The sequence below is a fragment of the Dickeya undicola genome, assembly GCF_000784735.1.
Lineage (GTDB): Bacteria > Pseudomonadota > Gammaproteobacteria > Enterobacterales > Enterobacteriaceae > Dickeya > Dickeya undicola.
Genome location: NZ_JSYG01000037.1, coordinates 22,702 through 40,899, shown reverse-complemented (window position 1 = coordinate 40,899; position 18,198 = coordinate 22,702). Strand labels below are relative to the sequence as shown.

The following is an 18,198-nucleotide window of genomic DNA, read 5'->3' as shown; positions in this document are numbered from 1 at the left end:
AGGGGTTCCTTCGCTGACGTAACCTGCGGATTATAATGACAGTCCCGCACGACAACAAATGTCATGCGAGACGCCACCGCTTAGCGACTGCGGGTTTTCACCGCTCGCAGCACGACGAACTTCGCATTGCTGGCAACGTTTTCGCAATTGCCGAACAGCCGCTTCAGTTTGTGGAAGTAGTCCAGATGGCGGTTGCCGACGATCCGTAACTCTCCGCCGACGGTCAGACAGCGGCGTGCATCGTGGAACATCTGCCAGGCGATATCATCAGTAATCGCCTGTTGCTGATGGAACGGCGGATTGCACAGCACCGCTTGTAGGCTGTCCTGCCCGACACCCGCCAGCGCATGGTTCACCACAAAGCTGCTGCGCGCCATATCCTGCGGCCGGTTGAACTCCACATTGTGTCGGCTGGAAGCCACCGCCATATAAGACTCGTCGAAAAAGCTGACATAAGCTTGTGGGTTCTGTACCAGCGCGGCCAGGCCGATGACACCATTGCCGCAGCCCAGATCGACAATCTTGCCGTCCAGTTGCTGCGGTAAATGCTGCATGAAAAAACGAGCGCCGATATCCAGTCCGCCGCGGGCAAACACATTGGCGTAGTTGTGAATCTGATAGTTGTGGGTAGGATCACCCATGTTGTCCAGCGGCCAGACCGTCATCACCGACGGTTCGTCAACAGAACGCGGCTCCGGCTGGCAATGGATCAGCCGGGCCTTTTTCCAGGCCAGCGAGGTGCGGGTCGGCCCCAGAATCTGCTCGAACAGTTGCAGCGTCGACGTATGGATATCCCGTGCTTTAGCGCCAGCGATAACCACCGTTTGCGGCGTCACCACCTCACGCAGTTGCCGTAACTGATGCTCCAGTAACGCCAGCGTTTTCGGTACTTTCAATACCACCAGCGCCGGTGCGTCTGGCAGCGCAGACAGGCTGTCCAGCAGGGTGACCGATTCTGACTCATACCCGTTAAGCGATAGGTTATGCCGGGTCGCCAGTTGGCTCAGGTACGAATCACTAACGCAACAAGGCGACTGCGCCTGCAAACCGCAAGCCAGCGCCCCAAACGCATCATTGAAAATCAGCCGCGGACCAGGCCCGATCGGCATCGAAGCCAACTCCCGCAGCAGGTATTCATCCGCCGCTTCCCACGCCTGTAACGATGACTCGTGATCGGACTGCGGGTAACGGACCAGCGTCAGGCTATGTGTTTCCAGATCAAGTTGGCTCATGGCCTCTCCTGCAATACAAAATCTGGCGCTGTTTATCCCTTAAAACGGCGTCACAGTAAATGGTTTTCCTGTTTAACCGCCAATAGTTCGTCATGACAACGGCCGATGTCATCCGCGCGTGCAGACACCATTGCCGATGATGACATCGCGGGATAAGCCGCCAGCAACCGGACCAGCAGAATTGTTTGACCCTATACAGGAACTATCCTATCTTTGGGAATGCAAAGGGGAGTAACTTTTCGCTGGTCAATCGTCATTACAGTGCAATAGCACTCGGTTACCAGGCAACCTTAATGACTATTCCGCATTAAGTTGTAAGTGAGACCTTGCCAGAAGGCGAGGTCTATTTGCAGCTTAATAGCAAACGGCCGGTGCCTTCTGACACAGGCCGTTTTGTTTTCTGACGACAGAGCCGATGCCATCACCCGAATGGGATAGGCTCTAAGGGATACTGTTATGGTAACTATAGGCACTCCCCTGCTGTGGGGCAGCTTCGCAATCATTGTGGTGGTCATGCTAGCCATTGACCTGTTTTATCAGGGCAAGAACGGCTCTGCGGTCATGACCTTCAAACAGGCCGCCGCCTGGTCACTGGTGTGGGTCACACTCTCGATACTGTTCAACGCCGGTTTCTGGTGGTATCTCACCGACACGATGGGTCGAGAAGTGGCAGATGCTCAGGCGCTGGCGTTCTTCACCGGTTATCTGATCGAAAAAGCGCTGGCCGTCGACAACGTGTTCGTCTGGCTGATGCTGTTCAGCTATTTTGCCATCCCCGCCCAGTATCAGCGCCGGGTACTGGTGTACGGCGTGCTGGGGGCGATCGTACTGCGTACCATCATGGTGTTCGCCGGTAGCTGGCTGGTTTCCCAGTTCCAGTGGCTGCTGTACCTGTTTGGCGCGTTCCTGCTGCTCACCGGCCTCAAAATGGCACTGGCGAAAGCGGACGACTCCGCCATTGGCGATAAACCGGTGGTCCGCTGGTTACGCAGCCACCTGCGGATGACCGACGACCTGCAAGGCGAGCATTTCTTTATCCGCCAGAACGGCCTGTGGTACGCCACACCGCTGTTTCTGGTACTGGTGATGGTGGAAATCAGCGACGTGATCTTCGCGGTAGACAGCATCCCGGCCATTTTCGCCGTCACCACCGACCCGTTCATCGTGCTGACGTCAAACCTGTTCGCTATTCTGGGGTTACGCGCCATGTACTTCCTGCTGGCCGGGGTGGCGCAGAAGTTCTCGATGCTGAAATATGGGCTGGCGGTGATCCTTATCTTTATCGGCATCAAGATGATGCTGATCGATCTATTCCACATTCCAGTCGCCATTTCGCTCAGCGTGGTGGCCGCGATCCTGCTGACAACCATCCTGATCAACATCTGGGTGAATCGCCGCGCCGGGCGCGGATAGCATCCGTCTGTTAACGCAAGCCCCGCCGTCGCGGGGCTTTTTTCTCAGGCACTCTTGGTCGACGAGTGCTCATCCAGCTTGAACGGATCAATGCCGTTGCGCTGCATACGCCAGAAACGAACGATGTTGTATCCGTTCATTACCAGAAAACTGGCTTCAATCAGCGACCCGCCGATCGACCCCAGCCAAATGTTGTGTATCACCCACAGTGAGGTTGAACACCAGATAATGCCGCGCATCGCCAATCCATGAGCCCGAAATAACGCCCAGGTGCTGCACACGGTGCCGATAATCGGCAACAATTCCATCGGGTGTTTCACGCCCGGCAAGCCCAGCGCCAGCGTCAGGGTAATAAAGACAAACATCACCGCGATATTGTTGGTTTTCAGGGTAATCAGGGTACGGCCCGAGTTCAGCATGGCACTCATACCCGCGGCGTTCGCCCCCATCAGGAAGAAGTGACACGCAATAACTGCGCTGTAAGCGGAAAGCTGGATTTTAAATTTCTTTTCATTGCGGTTGAAAAACATCGTGATACCGACCAGAAAGGCCAGTACGCCAACTGCCTGAGCAAACACGTAAGATGTCATGATCCCTGCCTTAAAAGCGCCATTACGAAAAAACGGCGTTCAAATAATGAAACGCCGTTTTATTTTATTTGGAATCGTTTGATTTTACAACAACCGAATCGCTGACGATCGAGGTTGCTATGATCCGCTTTACAAGGTCACACCACTTTTAAAGATCGCCAGTTCACGGAAATCGTTGATCTCGTTTTTCGCCAGCTTACCGTTGGCGATCTCAACGATCAGATCGACAAATTGCGACAGCAGCGCATCCATCGACATACCGTGAATCAGACGCCCGGCATCAAAGTCGATCCAGTGCGGTTTCTTCTGTGCCAGTTCGGTGTTGGTCGCCAGTTTCACCGTCGGCACAAAGCCGCCGTAAGGCGTACCGCGACCAGTACTGAACAGCACCATATGACAGCCAGCGCCTGCCAGCGCACTGGTGGCTACCGCATCGTTACCCGGCGCACTCAGCAGGTTCAGCCCTGGCGTATGCAGGCGTTCACCGTACTTGAGCACGTCCACCACCTGGCTTTGCCCTGCTTTCTGGGTACAACCGAGGGATTTTTCCTCTAGCGTGGTAATGCCGCCCGCTTTGTTACCCGGCGATGGGTTTTCGTAGATAGGCTGGTTATGTTCAATGAAATACTGTTTGAAATCATTGACCATATGCACAGTTTTCTCGAATGTCGCTTCGTCACGGCAACGGCTCATCAGGATACGCTCGGCACCGAACATCTCCGGTACTTCGGTCAGCACGGTAGTGCCACCGTTGGCGATAAGGTAATCCGAGAAGCGCCCCAGCAGCGGGTTGGCAGTAATACCGGACAGGCCATCCGAACCACCGCACTCCAGACCAAACTTCAGCTCGCTGAGTTTGCCCGGCACACGCTTATCATTGCGCATCACCTGATACAACTGGTGCAGACGTTCCAGACCAGCTTCCACTTCATCTTCCTGCTGTTGGCAGATCATGAAGTTGACGCGATCAGCGTCGAACTCGCCCAGCGTATCGCGGAACGCCGATACCTGATTGTTTTCACATCCCAGACCGATAACCAGCACCGCCCCTGCGTTCGGGTGACGCACCATGTTCTGCAACATGGTACGGGTGTTTTCGTGGTCCTGCCCCAGTTGGGAACAACCGAACGGATGAGTGAACAGGTAAACGCCGTCGATACCTTCCGCCTCATTGGTTTCCTTGAGGAAACGCTGCTGGATCTGGCGGGCGATGCCGTTGACGCAGCCGACGGTCGGCAGGATCCACAGTTCGTTGCGGATCCCAACATTGCCGTTCTGGCGACGATAAATTTGAACGTCACGATCCGCCACTTGCGCCGGTAGATCGATGAACTCTGGCTGGTACTGGTACTCGTCCAAATCGCTTAGATTGGTTTTGGCATTCTGTGAGTGGATATGTTCACCGGACGCGATGGCGACCAATGCATGACCAATCGGCAGACCGTATTTCACGATCATCTCGCCAGACGCAATCGGTTTAAGGGCGAACTTATGCCCACGCGCCACCGGTTGCGGCAGCGTCAGGGAGATATCGCCAACCGACACCGTTTCATCCTGCGCCAGATCACGCAAGGCGACGGCAACATTGTCCAACGAATGAATTTTGATGATGCTTTGCATGGATAAAACCTTATGCGATTAGCAATAACCCGCTACCGCGTCACGCATACCGCGCTCAACGATAGCCTGCAGTTGTTCAGTAACCAACGCCGCCAGACCAGGCACCCGCGTCAAATCCTGCTCCCAGTGCTCCGCATCGCCCAGCACCACATTTACGACTTCCGCCAGCGATGTAGTGCCAGCACGCACGCCGCCCCACAGCACCTCATAACGCTCCAGCCAGTGAGCATCATCCTGCAACGGGTAGCTGTCGCCGTTGCGCTCGCCACGATAAAAAGCGATTAATGCCGCCAGGGCAAAGGTCAGGCGCTTCGGCAAAGCACCATGGCGTTCACGGTAGGTCAGCAACTGTGGCAGGATGCGGGTACGGAATTTGGTCATGCCGTTCAGGGCGATAGATAACAACTGATGCTGGATGAACGGGTTTCTGAAACGGCTCAGCACCGCCTGCGCGAATGACACCAACTCGTCGTGCGGCAGATCCAGCACCGGCACGATTTCCTCGGCGATGGTGGTTTCGACAAACTTGCCGATCTGCGCATCATTCAACGATTCGCCCACGGTATCCAGGCCAGCCAGGAACGCTACCGGCACTAATGCGGTATGCGCGCCGTTAAGGATCGCTACTTTGCGTTCTTTGTACGGCTTAATGTCATCAACAATGCGCACATTCAGCTTCAGTTTGTTCAGGCGCAGTTCTTCTGCCAGCCACTGTGGCCCCTGAATTACAAACAGGTAGAAGTATTCGGCGGTATCCAGGAAGGTATCCTGATAGCCCAGTTCCTGCTGCAATGCCTCTACTTCAGCACGCGGATAACCGGTTACGATGCGGTCCACCAGCGTCGAGCAGAAGGTGTTGTGCTCATTTAGCCAGGTGGTGAACGCCGCAGGCAGTTCCCATTGCGCCGCATAGCGCAGTACCAGTTCTTTCAGTTTTTCGCCGTTGTAGTCGATCAGCTCGCACGGCAACAGTACCCAACCTTTGTCGGCAGCACCGTTAAAGTGATTGAAACGTTCGAACAGCAGGCGGGTCAGTTTGGCCGGGAAGCTGGCGGGTGGCGTATCGGTCAGACGATCATCAGCATGGTAGCTGATGCCTGCTTCCGTGGTGTTCGAAAACATAAAGCGGATGTTAGCGTCATGCGCCAGCGCCAGATACTCGTCAAACTGACGGTAAACGTTGATTTCACGGTTCACAGAGCGGATCAAACGCGGCTCACGCACCGCTTCACCCTGCTCGTTCAGGCCGCGGATGATGGTGGTGTACAGACCATCCTGAGTATCCAGCGCGGGTGGAAAATCGGTATCAATCGGACGAACCACTACAATACCCGCATCCAGATCGGTATGTTCATTCAACAGATCCAGTTGCCAGTCAATAAAGGCGCGAAGGAAATTGCCTTCGCCAAATTGGATAACACGATCAGGGTGACGACGGCCAGGAAAATCACGACGATTCAGCGTTTGCATTAACAAGCTACCTCAGAACACGACACTTCGGGACAAACGCCAGTCGGTACAACCGTCAGATCATTACGGCAGCGTCAGGTCAGCACGACAGCGTCAGGGCGGCGGATTGAGCACCCTGCGCCAGCCCGAAATCACAACATTGACAGACGGGCCCGCGATAGCGCCCGCCCTCCTTTTTCTTATATACCCGTCATACTTCAGGTTGCAGGTATGTTGGCTGCCCTTACTCACCCTGGTCACTTACTGATGTAAGCTCCCAGGGATGAAATGAGAGACATCCTGTCTCTCACCGGAGGCCAGCCGTTGGCTGGTCAAATTCGTTCCCGACGAATTTGTCTCTCGGTTGCCGCCTTCCTGCAACTCGAATTATTTTGGTTATAACTCGATGCCGAAATAGTTTTTGGCGTTATCGAAACAGATATTTTTCACCATCTCACCCAGCAGCGGCAGGTCGCCCGGTGCTTCGCCGTCTTCCACCCAACGGCCGATCATCTGGCACAGGATGCGGCGGAAGTATTCATGACGGGTGTAGGACAAGAAGCTGCGGCTGTCGGTCAACATGCCGACAAAACGGCTCAGCAGACCCAGTTGCGCCAACTGCGTCATCTGACGCTGCATACCGTCTTTCTGGTCGTTGAACCACCAGCCGGAACCGAACTGCATCTTGCCCGGCATACCTTCGCCCTGGAAGTTACCGATCATGGTGCCCAGCACTTCGTTATCACGCGGGTTCAGGCAGTACAGGATGGTTTTCGGCAGCAGGTTTTCTTCATTCTGCTTGCTGAGCAGACGGGACAGCTCCTGCGCCAGCGGGCGGTCGTTGATGGAGTCGAAGCCCACATCCGGCCCCAGCAGATTGAACTGACGCAGGTTGTTGTTGCGTAGCGCACCAATGTGATACTGCTGCACCCAGCCGCGACGAGCGTATTCAGCCCCCAGCCACACCAGTACCGCAGTTTTGAACTGCGCCACTTCGTGTTCGCTCAGGGTTGCGCCAGACAGGCGACGGGCCAGGATGCCATCCAGCGTGGCTTCATCCGCATCGGCGTACAGCACCACGTCCAGCGCATGGTCGGACACTTTACAACCGTGGGCGGCGAAGTGGTCCAGACGTTTGGTCAACGCGGCCTGCAGGTCGCTGAAACGGCGGATATCGGTATCGGACACTTCACCGAGCTTCGCCATATAATCGTTAAAGGTCGCCAGTTCGATATTGAATGCCTTGTCAGGACGCCAGCTTGGTAGCACCTTGATAGAGAAGGTTTTATCCTGAGCGACGGCTTTGTGATGCGCCAGATCGTCGATCGGATCGTCGGTGGTGCCGACCATTTTCACGTTCATCTGCTGCATGATGCCGCGTGCGCTGAACTCATCACGTTCCAGCAACGCATTGGTGCGGTTCCAGATGTCTTTAGCGGTAGACGGCGACAGCAGGGTGCCGGTGATGCCGAACGGACGGCGCAATTCCAGATGCGTCCAGTGATACAGCGGGTTGCCGATGGTATGCGGCACAGTGGCGGCCCAGGCTTCGAATTTCTCCCAATCGCTGGCATCGCCAGTACAGAAACGCTCTGGCACGCCGTTAGTGCGCATGGCGCGCCATTTGTAATGGTCGCCCTTCAGCCAGATGTCATACAGGTTTTTAAAGCGGTAATTCTCGGCAATCTGCGCAGGCGGCAAATGGCAGTGGTAATCAAAAATGGGTTGATCCGCTGCGAATTCATGGTACAGCCGACGGGCAAACTCAGTATCCAACAAAAAATCTTCACTTAAAAACTGGGGCATGTTTGCTTCCTCACACTACATTTGCCAACCAAATGCGGTCGCGCTTACAAAGATATCACACCAATTATCTGCGATAACTGACACCATTAGTGAGGTCATGATCGCAAAAATGGCATAAATCACTTCCCATCACACCACTTTTACGCTTCAGCCACGCCAGACAGCGGTTGTTGCGGACCGAATTATTTTATTCCCTATCAAAATAATGGTTTTGTGATATCACTCAACTTTTAAATTGGTATGACAAATTATTGTAGCGCTGCCTGATGAGGGGATTCAATCTCAATATCGTCAACAAGGTTGATATCCCCACCGGAAAACAATAACGCGCACGGCGGGATCGCCGTCGCAGCCCGCCAGCCGTGCCCGGCAGCAGGGCAACCGGTCAGGCGGCAACTCCCGCAGGTTTTGACCGGGGTGCAACAGCATCCCGTCACTTTCGGCGTGGTCTACACCTATCGCGGCAGAGCAATGACAGGTTCCGCTGTGGTAATTAAACTCGGAGAGATATTTAACATGTTCAAGATCAAAGGCTTGCGCTGGTACATGATCGGACTGGTCACCATAGGGACCGTTCTGGGCTACCTGACGCGTAACGCAATTGCCGCAGCGGCGCCAACACTGCAGGAACAGCTCCATATCAGCACCCAGCAATACTCCTATATTATTGCGGCCTATTCAGCCTGTTATACCGTTATGCAACCTGTTGCCGGTTATGTGCTGGACCTGCTGGGCACCAAAGTCGGTTATGCCGTATTTGCCGTCCTGTGGGCGCTGTTCTGCGCTGGCACCGCGCTGGCAAACAGTTGGGGCGGCCTGGCCATCGCACGTGGTGCGGTCGGTGCAGCGGAAGCCGCGATGATTCCTGCCGGTCTGAAAGCCAGCAGCGAATGGTTCCCAGCGAAGGAACGTTCTGTCGCCGTCGGCTACTTCAACGTCGGTTCTTCAATTGGTGGTATGCTGGCTCCGCCGCTGGTGGTCTGGGCTATCATGATGCACAGTTGGCAGATGGCATTCCTGATCACCGGTGCGCTGAGCATGGTATGGGCTATTGGTTGGCTCTATTTCTACAAGCATCCGAAAGACCAGAAAAAACTCAGCGTGGAAGAGCGCGACTACATCCTGAATGGCCAGGAATCTCAGCATCAGGTCGGCAATGCCAAAAAACTGTCCGCCTGGCAGATTCTGCGTAACCGTCAATTCTGGGGTATTGCACTGCCGCGTTTTCTGGCTGAACCGGCCTGGGGTACTTTCAACGCCTGGATCCCGCTGTTCATGTTCAAAGTCTATGGCTTTAACCTGAAAGAAATCGCCATGTTCGCCTGGATGCCGATGCTGTTCGCCGACTTGGGCTGTATCGTAGGCGGGTATCTGCCGATGCTGTTCCAGAAATATTTCAAAGTAAACCTGATCGTTTCCCGCAAACTGGTGGTAACGATGGGTGCACTGCTGATGATCGGCCCCGGCACTATCGGCCTGTTCACCAGCCCGTATATCGCTATCGCGCTGCTGTGCGTCGGTGGTTTTGCCCATCAGTCCCTGTCCGGTGCGCTGATCACCCTGTCTTCTGATGTGTTTGGTCGTAACGAAGTGGCCACCGCCAACGGTCTGACCGGGATGGCTGCATGGACCGCCAGCACCCTGTTCGCCCTGGTCGTGGGCGCTCTGGCCGATACCATCGGCTTCAGCCCGCTGTTCGCTGTACTGGCAATATTTGACCTGCTGGGTGCGATCGTTATCTGGACGGTACTGAAGAACCGCCCGGCTTCCGAAGAAGGAAACAACGGCGCAGACCTGAAAACCGCACAACAACACTGACAGACAATTTCTGCTTCACGCCATTCATCCGGTATCATGGGATACCGGATGGATCCTTGCCTCCGGATTTATCACAACAGCTAACTGTGACGTGGGTGTTGGTCGCCGTCTGCTGTAGGTGGTATAACAAATCTATATTGAATATCAGTCTACATTAATAACGAGATAGTCGCAGTGACGCACATTACCTCAGGGAGCGTCCTCTATCTTAAGAGCAGGCATCATGGCACTGACAGAATCCAGACGGCTCTACCAGCAGTTGGCCGCAGAATTAAAACAACGCATTGAGAACGGCGTTTATCCGGTGGGAGACAAATTACCGGCTGAGCGCAATATTTCCGAAGAGATGAACGTCAGCCGTACCGTGGTACGCGAAGCCATCATCATGCTGGAAGTAGAAGGTTACGTAGAAGTCCGCAAAGGTTCCGGCATTCACGTCATGTCCAGCCAACAGCGCCATCTGCTAGCCTCCAACGGTAGCGACGCCGATTTTCTCACCGCCGGGCCGTTCGAACTGCTACAGGCGCGTCAATTGATAGAGAGCAATATTGCAGAGTTCGCCGCCACTCAGGTCACCCGGCAAGACATCATCCAACTGATGGAAATTCAGGAAAATGCGCGTCAGGAAGATCGTTTCCGCGATTCGGAGTGGGACCTGAAATTCCACGTGCAGGTCGCACTGGCTACCCAGAACTCGGCCATGGCGACCATCGTGGAAAAAATGTGGAGCCAGCGCATCCATAACCCCTACTGGCGCAAGCTGCATGAACATATCGACGACAAGTCGATCGAAAGCTGGTGCGAAGAGCATGATCAGATTCTTAAAGCGCTGATCCGCAAAGATCCATACGCCGCCAAACTGGCAATGTGGCAGCACCTGGAAAACACCAAGCAGATGTTGTTCCGTGCCACCACCGATGACTTTGAATTCAATGTTGACCGCTACATGTTCGCCGAAAATCCGGTCGTCCATCTCGATCACATCACCAGCGGCAAATCCTGAGTTTCCCCCTACTTTTCCTGCCCGTTGCCCCCACCATTCGGGGGCAAAAAAGTCATCCAGCGTCGAGTTCTGTCAGCAAGTGTAAAATATGACGGCAATCACAACCTTTTCCCTATAAACAGGTCGTTATACGTTTTCAGAACGTGATATTTTCCTATCTCGCCCGCACCGCTTTTGTTACAGTTAGGATACTTTTTTTACGCTTAATTACTGGCAGAACAACCTGAAAGGCAAAAGAGCCGGAAAGTAACATGGCAAGTGGGGGAAATGTGCTGAAAAGCGCCTGTGTTCCCCGACAAACCGGTCCACTGCCTGTATCACCATGTTTATCAGCGTGAGCAGGACGTGAAGGAGAACGCCACCCGATGTACAGCAATGACCACTCTGCGTACCGCCTCATTAGTGCGCCAGTTCATGGTTCCAGGTATCGGACTATGCCAACAACCGCATTGCTGAAAGGTCACAGGTTCTCAGCATGGTTTCTCCAACGCCGCAGTACAGGAACACCAGATGGATATAGTTAAAGAACTTTTAAATGCTCTCTGGCACCAGAATTTCGAAGTCCTGGCCAATCCCAAACTGGTCTGGACGATTTACCTGCTGTTGTTTTTGATTTTGTTCCTGGAAAACGGCCTGCTGCCTGCTGCGTTCCTGCCGGGTGATAGCCTGCTCATTCTGGTGGGGGTGTTGGTCGCAAAAGGCACCATGAATTATCCATTTACCATCGCGCTGTTAACCACTGCAGCCAGCCTTGGCTGTTGGGTCAGCTATTTGCAGGGGAAATGGCTTGGAAATACACGCGTTGTTCAAGGATGGTTGTCACATCTTCCATCACACTATCACCAGCGGGCACATCAGTTGTTCCACCGCCATGGGTTATCCGCGCTGTTGATTGGCCGTTTTCTGGCCTTTGTGCGGACGTTGCTGCCGACCATTGCCGGACTGTCCGGGCTGAACAGTACCCGCTTTCAGTTCTTTAATTGGATGAGTGGTTTTTTGTGGGTGATCATTCTGGTTTCACTCGGCTTTGCACTGGGTAAAACCCCGGTATTTCGCAAATATGAAGACCAGATGATGTTATGCCTGATGATGCTGCCGCTGGTTCTGTTGTTCATCGGCCTGGCCGGGTCATTACTGGTGCTATGGCGTAAAAAACGCATGATGGCACGTGAAAAAAGGAATTGATTGATGAGCAACCGCGGGTTTCTAAAGCCCTCCTCCTGGCGTCTGTTGCTGCTGATGTTGCCGCTGGTCGTGCTGCTGTCTATGTCGTCACGGCGTTTGCCGGACGAGGTGATGCTGCACATTACGCCAATGCATCAGGGTGCCCCCTTGCCGGATGGCTTCTATATTTACCAGCGGCTTAACGAACGGGGTATCGCTATCAAGAGCATTACCCCGGAAAACGACAGCATCATCGTGCGGCTCTCGTCACCAGAGCAAAGCGGTGCGGCCAGAGAAATACTGAGCACCGCGCTACCGCACGCCCTTGTCATTGCCCAACGCATCAGCGGCACTTCAGCGGTTATCAGAAGCTGATCTCTGCCGTGTTGCGTTTTGTCCCACCAGTCATGCCATTCCCTTGTTGTCGAAATAATTCCGCCAGTTTTACAGCGAGTTATCAGACTTATCCGTAGTTATTCCTTCAGCAAAGATGAAAATCTGCACTATAGTTAACACTGAAAGTGGTTAACACTATGATTCATCAAGTAAAGGAGTGTTCACATGGCACAAGAATCCGATACCGAACAGTTGCGAGCAGAGTTGCGTTCTCTGGGAGACACGCTGGAAGAGGTGTTACGCTCCTCCAGCGACAAATCCAAGGCTGAACTGGAAAAACTGCGCGATAAAGCTGAAACCGTACTCAAAGAGTCACGCGAGCGCCTGAATGACACTGGCGAACGAATCTCAGCGCAAGCCCGCGAAGCAACGCAGTGCGCCGATGATTTCGTACATAAAAACCCCTGGACCGGGGTTGGCATCGGCGCGGCTGTCGGCGTGGTGCTGGGCTTGTTGCTGGCTCGCCGTTAACGCATGGAAACCGAACCGCAACGCCAGGGCCCCGGCGGCACCGCCGTTTCCACCATACAGCGCATTCTTGCCATTCTGATCGGTATGGCGGAAACACGTCTCAGGCTGGCAGTGGTGGAGCTGGAGCAGGAAAAAAACCTGCTAATTCAGTTGTTACTGATGGTAGGGGTAACCCTGCTGTTCACCGCATTTGGCCTGATGAGCCTGATTGTGCTGATAATCTGGAGCATAGATCCAGCCTTGCGCCTGACGGCTTTGTGCTGGATCACGGCCACCTTGTTCGGACTGGCATTGTTCGGCGCACTCTGGACGCTAAAACGTCTGCGCCGTTCTACACTATTACGGGATACCCGTAAAGAACTGGCGACGGATCGCTCGCTGCTGGAGGACGAGTCAAAATGAATCGTCAGCAGCGTCTGGCTGCCGAGAAACAGCAACTGCTGCGCCAGATCCAGCAACAACGGCTGGATCTGGCTGCGAACAAAAACCGCTGGCTGGAAATCACCGCCCCTTACGACAGCTATTGGCAGAAACTGGCGTGGATACGCCGCTATCTGGTCGTGATCCCACCGGTTATCGCTATATTAGGGATACGCCACCCACGGCGTCTGGTGAAACTGGCACGTCGGGCGACCGGCATCTGGAGCGCATTGAAACTGATACGCACCGTCGTTCAATCTCCGACACGCTCCCCCCGGCGCTGAATCTCGACTTTGCATCTTTTCGCTATATCGTCACGCACCGGCATCGTCTTCAGGCGTTATCATCACTGCTGTCGGCATCCATAACGTTTTCCGTTTTTTCGCTCATTGGTTGTCGGCATGGTCAATTTTTCTGACATAAAACAACAATTTTACTCGCTAGCACCGGCCAGCGTTCGCCTCTAGTATTCTTCCCATCTGTTACACAAACGTTCTAAACAAGCCACGCCGGATGCGCCCTTGTCGATTTTGCTCCGGCAGCAAACACACTACTGGAGAGTATCGATGAAAAGTTTTGAGAATGCCTTGCTGATGGTTGCCCGTATTCTGCTGCCAATCCTGTTTATCGTGGCCGGTTACGGCAAACTGGGCGCATCTTACGCCGCAACCCAACAGTATATGCAGGCGATGGGCGTTCCAGGTGCGTTGCTGCCATTGACCATTCTGCTGGAACTGGGTGGCGGTCTGGCGGTTCTGTTTGGCTTCCTGACTCGTACTACCGCGATCATTACTGCCCTTTTCACGCTGTTGACTGCCTTCATTTTCCATACTGATTTCGCTCAGGGCGCAAACCAGTTGATGTTCATGAAAAACCTGTCTATTGCTGGCGGTTATGTACTGCTGTTCGTCACCGGTCCAGGCGCATTCAGCATCGACCGTCTGCTGAACAAAAAATGGTAATGGCAGTCTGAATAATCAGTTGAGCAACACAGCCTGACTATCATTTGACGGCGGTCTACAGCATCCTGTGACCGCCATTGTCATTATTACTGGGAGAATCTGGCTATGGGATTATTGGTTGACGGCGTATGGCACGACACCTGGTATGAAACCCAGTCCTCCGGCGGACACTTCAAACGACCGCAGACCTTTTTCCGTAACTGGGTCACCGCCAATGGCGAAGCTGGCCCGACAGGCACTGGCGGCTTCAAAGCAGAAGCCGGTCGCTACCATCTGTACGTCTCGCTGGCCTGCCCCTGGGCTCACCGCACATTATTACTGCGAAAACTCAAAGGGCTGGAACAACACATTGATGTCTCGGTCGTGCATCCGCTGATGCTAGACCAAGGTTGGACCTTTGACACCGATTTTCCACAAGCCACCGGCGACACGCTTTATCAGCACGAATTTCTCTATCAGCTTTATCTGCACGCCAAAACCGACTACAGCGGACGCGTTACCGTTCCCGTGCTGTGGGACACTCAGCAGCACACCATCGTCAGTAATGAATCTGCCGATATCATCCGTATGTTCAATAGCGCATTCGACGGTTGCGGAGCGGCCCCCGGAGATTACTACCCGCAGGCGTTGCAAGGGCAAATCGACGAGTTGAATGAGTGGATTTACCACCAGGTCAACAACGGCGTGTACAAAGCGGGTTTTGCCACAACGCAAACCGCTTACGATGAATCTGTCGGGCAACTCTTTACCGCGCTGGGCCGACTGGAAGCTCTCCTCACCCGGCAACGTTACCTGACCGGTGAGCACCTCACGGAAGCAGACATTCGTCTGTGGACGACGTTGATCCGCTTTGATCCGGTCTACCACACCCATTTCAAATGCGACAAACGCCGGATAAGTGATTACCCAAACCTGTATGGCTATCTGCGTGAGCTTTACCAGTTGCCTGGCGTATCCGATACCGTCGACATGGCGCATATCCGCCACCACTACTATCGTAGTCACGGCACCATCAATCCCCACGCCATCATCTCCATTGGACCTGAGATGGACCTGAATGCGCCGCACGGCCGGGATAAACACTATCCATAAACGCGGGTAAACAACAACGCCCAGAATTTACCAACACGCGCCAGACACAACAACGCCGCCGGTTGATTTCAGCCAACCGGCGGCGTTGTGATTTGCCGTTATATCGCTATCAAAATGTGTTGAATAGACGCGGAATTTCCCGTAAAAACCACGCCTTGGCTTCGCCCATGCTGTCGCGTCGCCATGCCATGATGATTTGGCCTTCAATGGTGTTTTCCGGACTGACTACCCGCAGACGGCCTTCGGCGATGTCCTGTGCCACCCGCTCATACGGCATGGTCGCCACCCCCAGCCCAGCCAACAACGCCCGGCGTTTGTCATCCATCGAGCTGACGGTCAGGCGTGGTTGCTTATCCAGCAATTGTACTGTCAACACCGGGCGCTCACGGGCGGTATCGGCAATCGCGATACCGCGATATTTGATCCGCGTAACCTCCGACAACGGCTCTGGTTCGTCATGAATCGGATGGTCTGGGCTTGCCACGTACACGTTCTTTATCGAATAAAGCTTGCGGGTGTTGATTTCCGAAGACGAACGAAAATGCATGTCCGGCGCGACAACAATATCCGCCCGCCCCTGTTCCAACCGTTCCCATGCCCCGGCCAGCACTTCGGTCAATAATGACACCTGGGTATTGGCCTTTAGCGATAACTTGTCCAACAGCGGAAAAAAACGCTCGGTCGGCACCAGCGCTTCCACCACGATATTCAGGTGCGTTTCCCACCCTCGCGCCAGCGCTTCGGCGTCGGTGGTCAGTTTGTCAGCGGCTTCCAGCAGAATGCGTCCCCGCTCCAGCAACATCCGTCCGACATTGGTGAATTTAGTGCGATGACCTGAACGATCAAACAATACCACATCCAGCTCATCTTCCAGTTTCTGCATGGTGTAACTCAGAGCGGACGGGACTCGCCCCAGTTCATCGGCAGCGGCAGCAAAACTTCCCCGGCGATCGATGGCGTCCATGACCCTTAAAGCTTCCAGTGTTAATGCCCGTTCTTTTGCCATATATTCACTCATTCAGGATTTTTGAACGTACCGACCAGATTAACTGGCTAACAATCCATCGTCCAGACAATTACTATCGCTCCATCAATAATTCTCAGGGTCGAATACCATGATCATTAGCAGAGCAGCAGAACAATGCGGCCAGGCTGACTATGGCTGGTTGCAGGCACGTTACACCTTTTCTTTCGGTCATTACTTTGATCCTGATCTACTGGGTTTCGCCTCACTGCGTGTGCTCAATCAGGAAGTACTGGCTCCAGGTGCCTCCTTTCAGCCGCGAACCTATCCCCGCGTCGACATTCTAAATATCCTGTTGCAGGGTGAGGCGGAATATCGTGACAGCAACGGCAACCATACCCGCGCCAAAGCAGGTGAAGCCTTGCTGCTGGCCGCCCAGCCCAACATCAGCTATAGCGAGCATAATATCGGCAACGACACGCCGCTGACCCGGCTACAACTGTGGCTGGACGCCTGTCCAACACGGGAAAACCAGTGCTTGCAGCGGTTAGCGCTGAAGGACCAACCTTACCAGTTGCTGGCATCGCCGGATGAATCGGCCAACGCCTTTCATTTGCGCCAGCAGGTGTGGGTCCACCACCTGAATCTGGCGGCTGGCGAGCAACACACCCTGACGCTAAACGGTAACCGCGCCTATCTGCAATCGATTCACGGTACGATCAGCATCAACGGCAATAGCGCAGCGATTCCTAACCTATTGCGCTGCGGTGACGGTGCATTTGTCCAGCAGGAAAGCAGCCTTATCATCCGGGCAGAAACCGCCACACGAGTATTGTTGGTAGACCTGGTGGTTTAGCCTGCGCAAGGCCGAAGGTATAACATCCCGCCATGTATGTTATCTCATGCCCTGATAGCTACCAATCAGGGCAACATCGACACGACGAATCCGGTCAGGACATGGCCAAAATCCCGCAATAAAAATAGATCACCCGTTATGTATCGTCGGTTATGCCATGTGACGAAGATAGCCTGATGCAACCTTGAGGCAGCCATCTCGGCGTTTTTGTTCAGTCATGGTAAGATGCCGCCATGATTTCACACTCGCTTCAGGGTTACTGCAATGGATTCAACCAATCCGGACAAACTTGTTGCCCAGGCTGAACAGCTTTGCCAGCAACGCAATGTACGTCTGACGCCACAACGTCAGGAAGTGTTGCGCTTAATGGCCCAGCAACCCGGTGCGATCAGCGCGTATGATCTGCTGGATTTGCTTCGCGTTTCCGAGCCTCAGGCCAAGCCCCCCACCGTTTATCGCGCGCTGGATTTTCTGCTGGAACAAGGTTTTATCCACAAGGTGGAGTCCACCAACAGCTATGTGCTGTGCCATCACTTTGAAGAACATAGCCATACTTCAGCATTGTTTATCTGCGACCGCTGCGGCCAGGTGACGGAACGTCAGACGGAAGGCGTTGAGGAAACGCTGCACCAGTTGGCGAAACAGGCGGGCTTCGCTCTGCGCCACAGTGTGGTGGAAGCCCACGGTTTGTGTGGCGAATGCCAGAAGGTGGAGTCCTGTGAACATCGGGACAGCTGTAATCATGATCACAGCATTATGGTGAAGAAGCGCTGAGTGTGAAGCTTTGCTTCACACGGCTCTTCCAGGCACATGACGCCTTTTGAATACGATTGTTCGTGCTGAATAAAGTGATTCTTTCCTGAATACACTGCACATCCCTGAATCCATACATCGCGTTCAACCCGGTCAACGTGCCAGGTAGCACAGGTGTTCATCCAGACA

18 protein-coding genes are annotated in these 18,198 nt (G+C 54.0%); 12 read left to right on the top strand and 6 right to left on the bottom strand.

Going from position 1 to position 18,198, the window contains the following annotated elements:
• Window positions 1–80: 80 nt before the first annotated feature.
• On the bottom strand, window positions 81–1,232 hold the full coding sequence (rlmG, locus tag OB87_RS17290; protein ID WP_033570650.1) for a 23S rRNA (guanine(1835)-N(2))-methyltransferase RlmG: 1,152 nt from the start codon (window positions 1,230–1,232) through the stop codon (window positions 81–83).
• 456 nt (window positions 1,233–1,688) lie between these two features.
• Here rlmG and OB87_RS17285 point away from each other — a divergent pair, with 456 nt between their 5' ends.
• Window positions 1,689–2,645 carry a TerC family protein gene (locus OB87_RS17285; RefSeq protein ID WP_033570649.1) on the top strand — a complete coding sequence of 319 codons (957 nt, stop codon included), beginning with the start codon at window positions 1,689–1,691 and terminating at the stop codon, window positions 2,643–2,645.
• Between the two features lie 44 nt (window positions 2,646–2,689).
• Here the strand turns inward: OB87_RS17285 and OB87_RS17280 are convergent, their stop codons facing one another.
• The 4 genes from OB87_RS17280 to uxaC all read right to left on the bottom strand — a co-directional run bounded on the left by OB87_RS17280 (window position 2,690) and on the right by uxaC (window position 8,110).
• Window positions 2,690–3,235, bottom strand: coding sequence for a YgjV family protein (locus OB87_RS17280; protein ID WP_033570648.1), 546 nt, complete (start codon window positions 3,233–3,235; stop codon window positions 2,690–2,692).
• Between the two features lie 129 nt (window positions 3,236–3,364).
• A complete protein-coding gene (locus tag OB87_RS17275) occupies window positions 3,365–4,855 on the bottom strand; it encodes a UxaA family hydrolase (protein WP_033570647.1) in 1,491 nt (496 codons plus the stop codon).
• 18 nt (window positions 4,856–4,873) lie between these two features.
• Entirely contained in the window at window positions 4,874–6,325 is a 1,452-nt protein-coding gene (locus tag OB87_RS17270) for a tagaturonate reductase (RefSeq protein ID WP_033570646.1), read from the bottom strand.
• A gap of 375 nt (window positions 6,326–6,700) precedes the next feature.
• Complete coding sequence (gene uxaC / locus OB87_RS17265) at window positions 6,701–8,110, bottom strand: glucuronate isomerase (protein WP_033570645.1); 1,410 nt, start codon at window positions 8,108–8,110, stop codon at window positions 6,701–6,703.
• 516 nt (window positions 8,111–8,626) lie between these two features.
• Here uxaC and OB87_RS17260 point away from each other — a divergent pair.
• From OB87_RS17260 to OB87_RS17220, 9 genes are all read left to right on the top strand, one after another.
• The gene (locus OB87_RS17260) at window positions 8,627–9,928 is read left to right on the top strand and encodes an MFS transporter (protein WP_033570644.1); all 1,302 of its coding nucleotides are present in this window, start codon (window positions 8,627–8,629) and stop codon (window positions 9,926–9,928) included.
• Window positions 9,929–10,151: 223 nt separating this feature from the next.
• A complete protein-coding gene (exuR, locus tag OB87_RS17255) occupies window positions 10,152–10,931 on the top strand; it encodes a transcriptional regulator ExuR (RefSeq protein ID WP_033570643.1) in 780 nt (259 codons plus the stop codon).
• A gap of 510 nt (window positions 10,932–11,441) precedes the next feature.
• Window positions 11,442–12,116 carry a DedA family protein gene (locus OB87_RS17250; RefSeq protein WP_033570642.1) on the top strand — a complete coding sequence of 225 codons (675 nt, stop codon included), beginning with the start codon at window positions 11,442–11,444 and terminating at the stop codon, window positions 12,114–12,116.
• A 3-nt stretch (window positions 12,117–12,119) separates the two neighbouring features.
• The gene (gene mzrA, locus OB87_RS17245; RefSeq protein ID WP_033570641.1) at window positions 12,120–12,470 is read left to right on the top strand and encodes an EnvZ/OmpR regulon moderator MzrA; all 351 of its coding nucleotides are present in this window, start codon (window positions 12,120–12,122) and stop codon (window positions 12,468–12,470) included.
• 186 nt (window positions 12,471–12,656) lie between these two features.
• Window positions 12,657–12,962, top strand: coding sequence for a DUF883 family protein (locus tag OB87_RS17240; protein WP_033570640.1), 306 nt, complete (start codon window positions 12,657–12,659; stop codon window positions 12,960–12,962).
• A gap of 3 nt (window positions 12,963–12,965) precedes the next feature.
• Complete coding sequence (locus tag OB87_RS17235) at window positions 12,966–13,364, top strand: phage holin family protein (protein ID WP_033570639.1); 399 nt, start codon at window positions 12,966–12,968, stop codon at window positions 13,362–13,364.
• On the top strand, window positions 13,361–13,666 hold the full coding sequence (locus tag OB87_RS17230; protein ID WP_033570638.1) for a YqjK-like family protein: 306 nt from the start codon (window positions 13,361–13,363) through the stop codon (window positions 13,664–13,666). The genes OB87_RS17235 and OB87_RS17230 overlap by 4 nt, the downstream gene beginning before the upstream one ends.
• A 282-nt stretch (window positions 13,667–13,948) precedes the next feature.
• Window positions 13,949–14,344, top strand: coding sequence for a DoxX family protein (locus OB87_RS17225; RefSeq protein ID WP_033570637.1), 396 nt, complete (start codon window positions 13,949–13,951; stop codon window positions 14,342–14,344).
• A 105-nt stretch (window positions 14,345–14,449) separates the two neighbouring features.
• The gene (locus tag OB87_RS17220; protein WP_033570636.1) at window positions 14,450–15,436 is read left to right on the top strand and encodes a glutathione S-transferase family protein; all 987 of its coding nucleotides are present in this window, start codon (window positions 14,450–14,452) and stop codon (window positions 15,434–15,436) included.
• 109 nt (window positions 15,437–15,545) lie between these two features.
• Here OB87_RS17220 and OB87_RS17215 read toward each other — a convergent pair whose 3' ends face one another.
• Complete coding sequence (locus OB87_RS17215) at window positions 15,546–16,442, bottom strand: LysR family transcriptional regulator (protein ID WP_033570635.1); 897 nt, start codon at window positions 16,440–16,442, stop codon at window positions 15,546–15,548.
• Window positions 16,443–16,551: 109 nt separating this feature from the next.
• Between OB87_RS17215 and OB87_RS17210 the strand changes: the two genes are divergently transcribed.
• Both OB87_RS17210 and zur read left to right on the top strand, forming a co-directional pair.
• Window positions 16,552–17,256: a pirin family protein gene (locus OB87_RS17210; RefSeq protein WP_033570634.1), complete on the top strand. Its 705-nt coding sequence runs from the start codon at window positions 16,552–16,554 to the stop codon at window positions 17,254–17,256.
• 264 nt (window positions 17,257–17,520) lie between these two features.
• Entirely contained in the window at window positions 17,521–18,030 is a 510-nt protein-coding gene (gene zur, locus OB87_RS17205; protein ID WP_033570633.1) for a zinc uptake transcriptional repressor Zur, read from the top strand.
• Window positions 18,031–18,198 lie beyond the last annotated feature (168 nt).

Excerpts from the sequence above, each read along its gene's own strand:
- rlmG (WP_033570650.1), bottom strand. The coding sequence starts at position 1,232 with ATGAGCCAACTTGATCTGGAAACACATAGCCTGACGCTGGTCCGTTAC.
- OB87_RS17285 (WP_033570649.1), top strand. The coding sequence starts at position 1,689 with ATGGTAACTATAGGCACTCCCCTGCTGTGGGGCAGCTTCGCAATCATT.
- OB87_RS17280 (WP_033570648.1), bottom strand. The coding sequence starts at position 3,235 with ATGACATCTTACGTGTTTGCTCAGGCAGTTGGCGTACTGGCCTTTCTG.
- OB87_RS17275 (WP_033570647.1), bottom strand. The coding sequence starts at position 4,855 with ATGCAAAGCATCATCAAAATTCATTCGTTGGACAATGTTGCCGTCGCC.
- OB87_RS17270 (WP_033570646.1), bottom strand. The coding sequence starts at position 6,325 with ATGCAAACGCTGAATCGTCGTGATTTTCCTGGCCGTCGTCACCCTGAT.
- uxaC (WP_033570645.1), bottom strand. The coding sequence starts at position 8,110 with ATGCCCCAGTTTTTAAGTGAAGATTTTTTGTTGGATACTGAGTTTGCC.
- OB87_RS17260 (WP_033570644.1), top strand. The coding sequence starts at position 8,627 with ATGTTCAAGATCAAAGGCTTGCGCTGGTACATGATCGGACTGGTCACC.
- exuR (WP_033570643.1), top strand. The coding sequence starts at position 10,152 with ATGGCACTGACAGAATCCAGACGGCTCTACCAGCAGTTGGCCGCAGAA.
- OB87_RS17250 (WP_033570642.1), top strand. The coding sequence starts at position 11,442 with ATGGATATAGTTAAAGAACTTTTAAATGCTCTCTGGCACCAGAATTTC.
- mzrA (WP_033570641.1), top strand. The coding sequence starts at position 12,120 with ATGAGCAACCGCGGGTTTCTAAAGCCCTCCTCCTGGCGTCTGTTGCTG.
- OB87_RS17240 (WP_033570640.1), top strand. The coding sequence starts at position 12,657 with ATGGCACAAGAATCCGATACCGAACAGTTGCGAGCAGAGTTGCGTTCT.
- OB87_RS17235 (WP_033570639.1), top strand. The coding sequence starts at position 12,966 with ATGGAAACCGAACCGCAACGCCAGGGCCCCGGCGGCACCGCCGTTTCC.
- OB87_RS17230 (WP_033570638.1), top strand. The coding sequence starts at position 13,361 with ATGAATCGTCAGCAGCGTCTGGCTGCCGAGAAACAGCAACTGCTGCGC.
- OB87_RS17225 (WP_033570637.1), top strand. The coding sequence starts at position 13,949 with ATGAAAAGTTTTGAGAATGCCTTGCTGATGGTTGCCCGTATTCTGCTG.
- OB87_RS17220 (WP_033570636.1), top strand. The coding sequence starts at position 14,450 with ATGGGATTATTGGTTGACGGCGTATGGCACGACACCTGGTATGAAACC.
- OB87_RS17215 (WP_033570635.1), bottom strand. The coding sequence starts at position 16,442 with ATGGCAAAAGAACGGGCATTAACACTGGAAGCTTTAAGGGTCATGGAC.
- OB87_RS17210 (WP_033570634.1), top strand. The coding sequence starts at position 16,552 with ATGATCATTAGCAGAGCAGCAGAACAATGCGGCCAGGCTGACTATGGC.
- zur (WP_033570633.1), top strand. The coding sequence starts at position 17,521 with ATGGATTCAACCAATCCGGACAAACTTGTTGCCCAGGCTGAACAGCTT.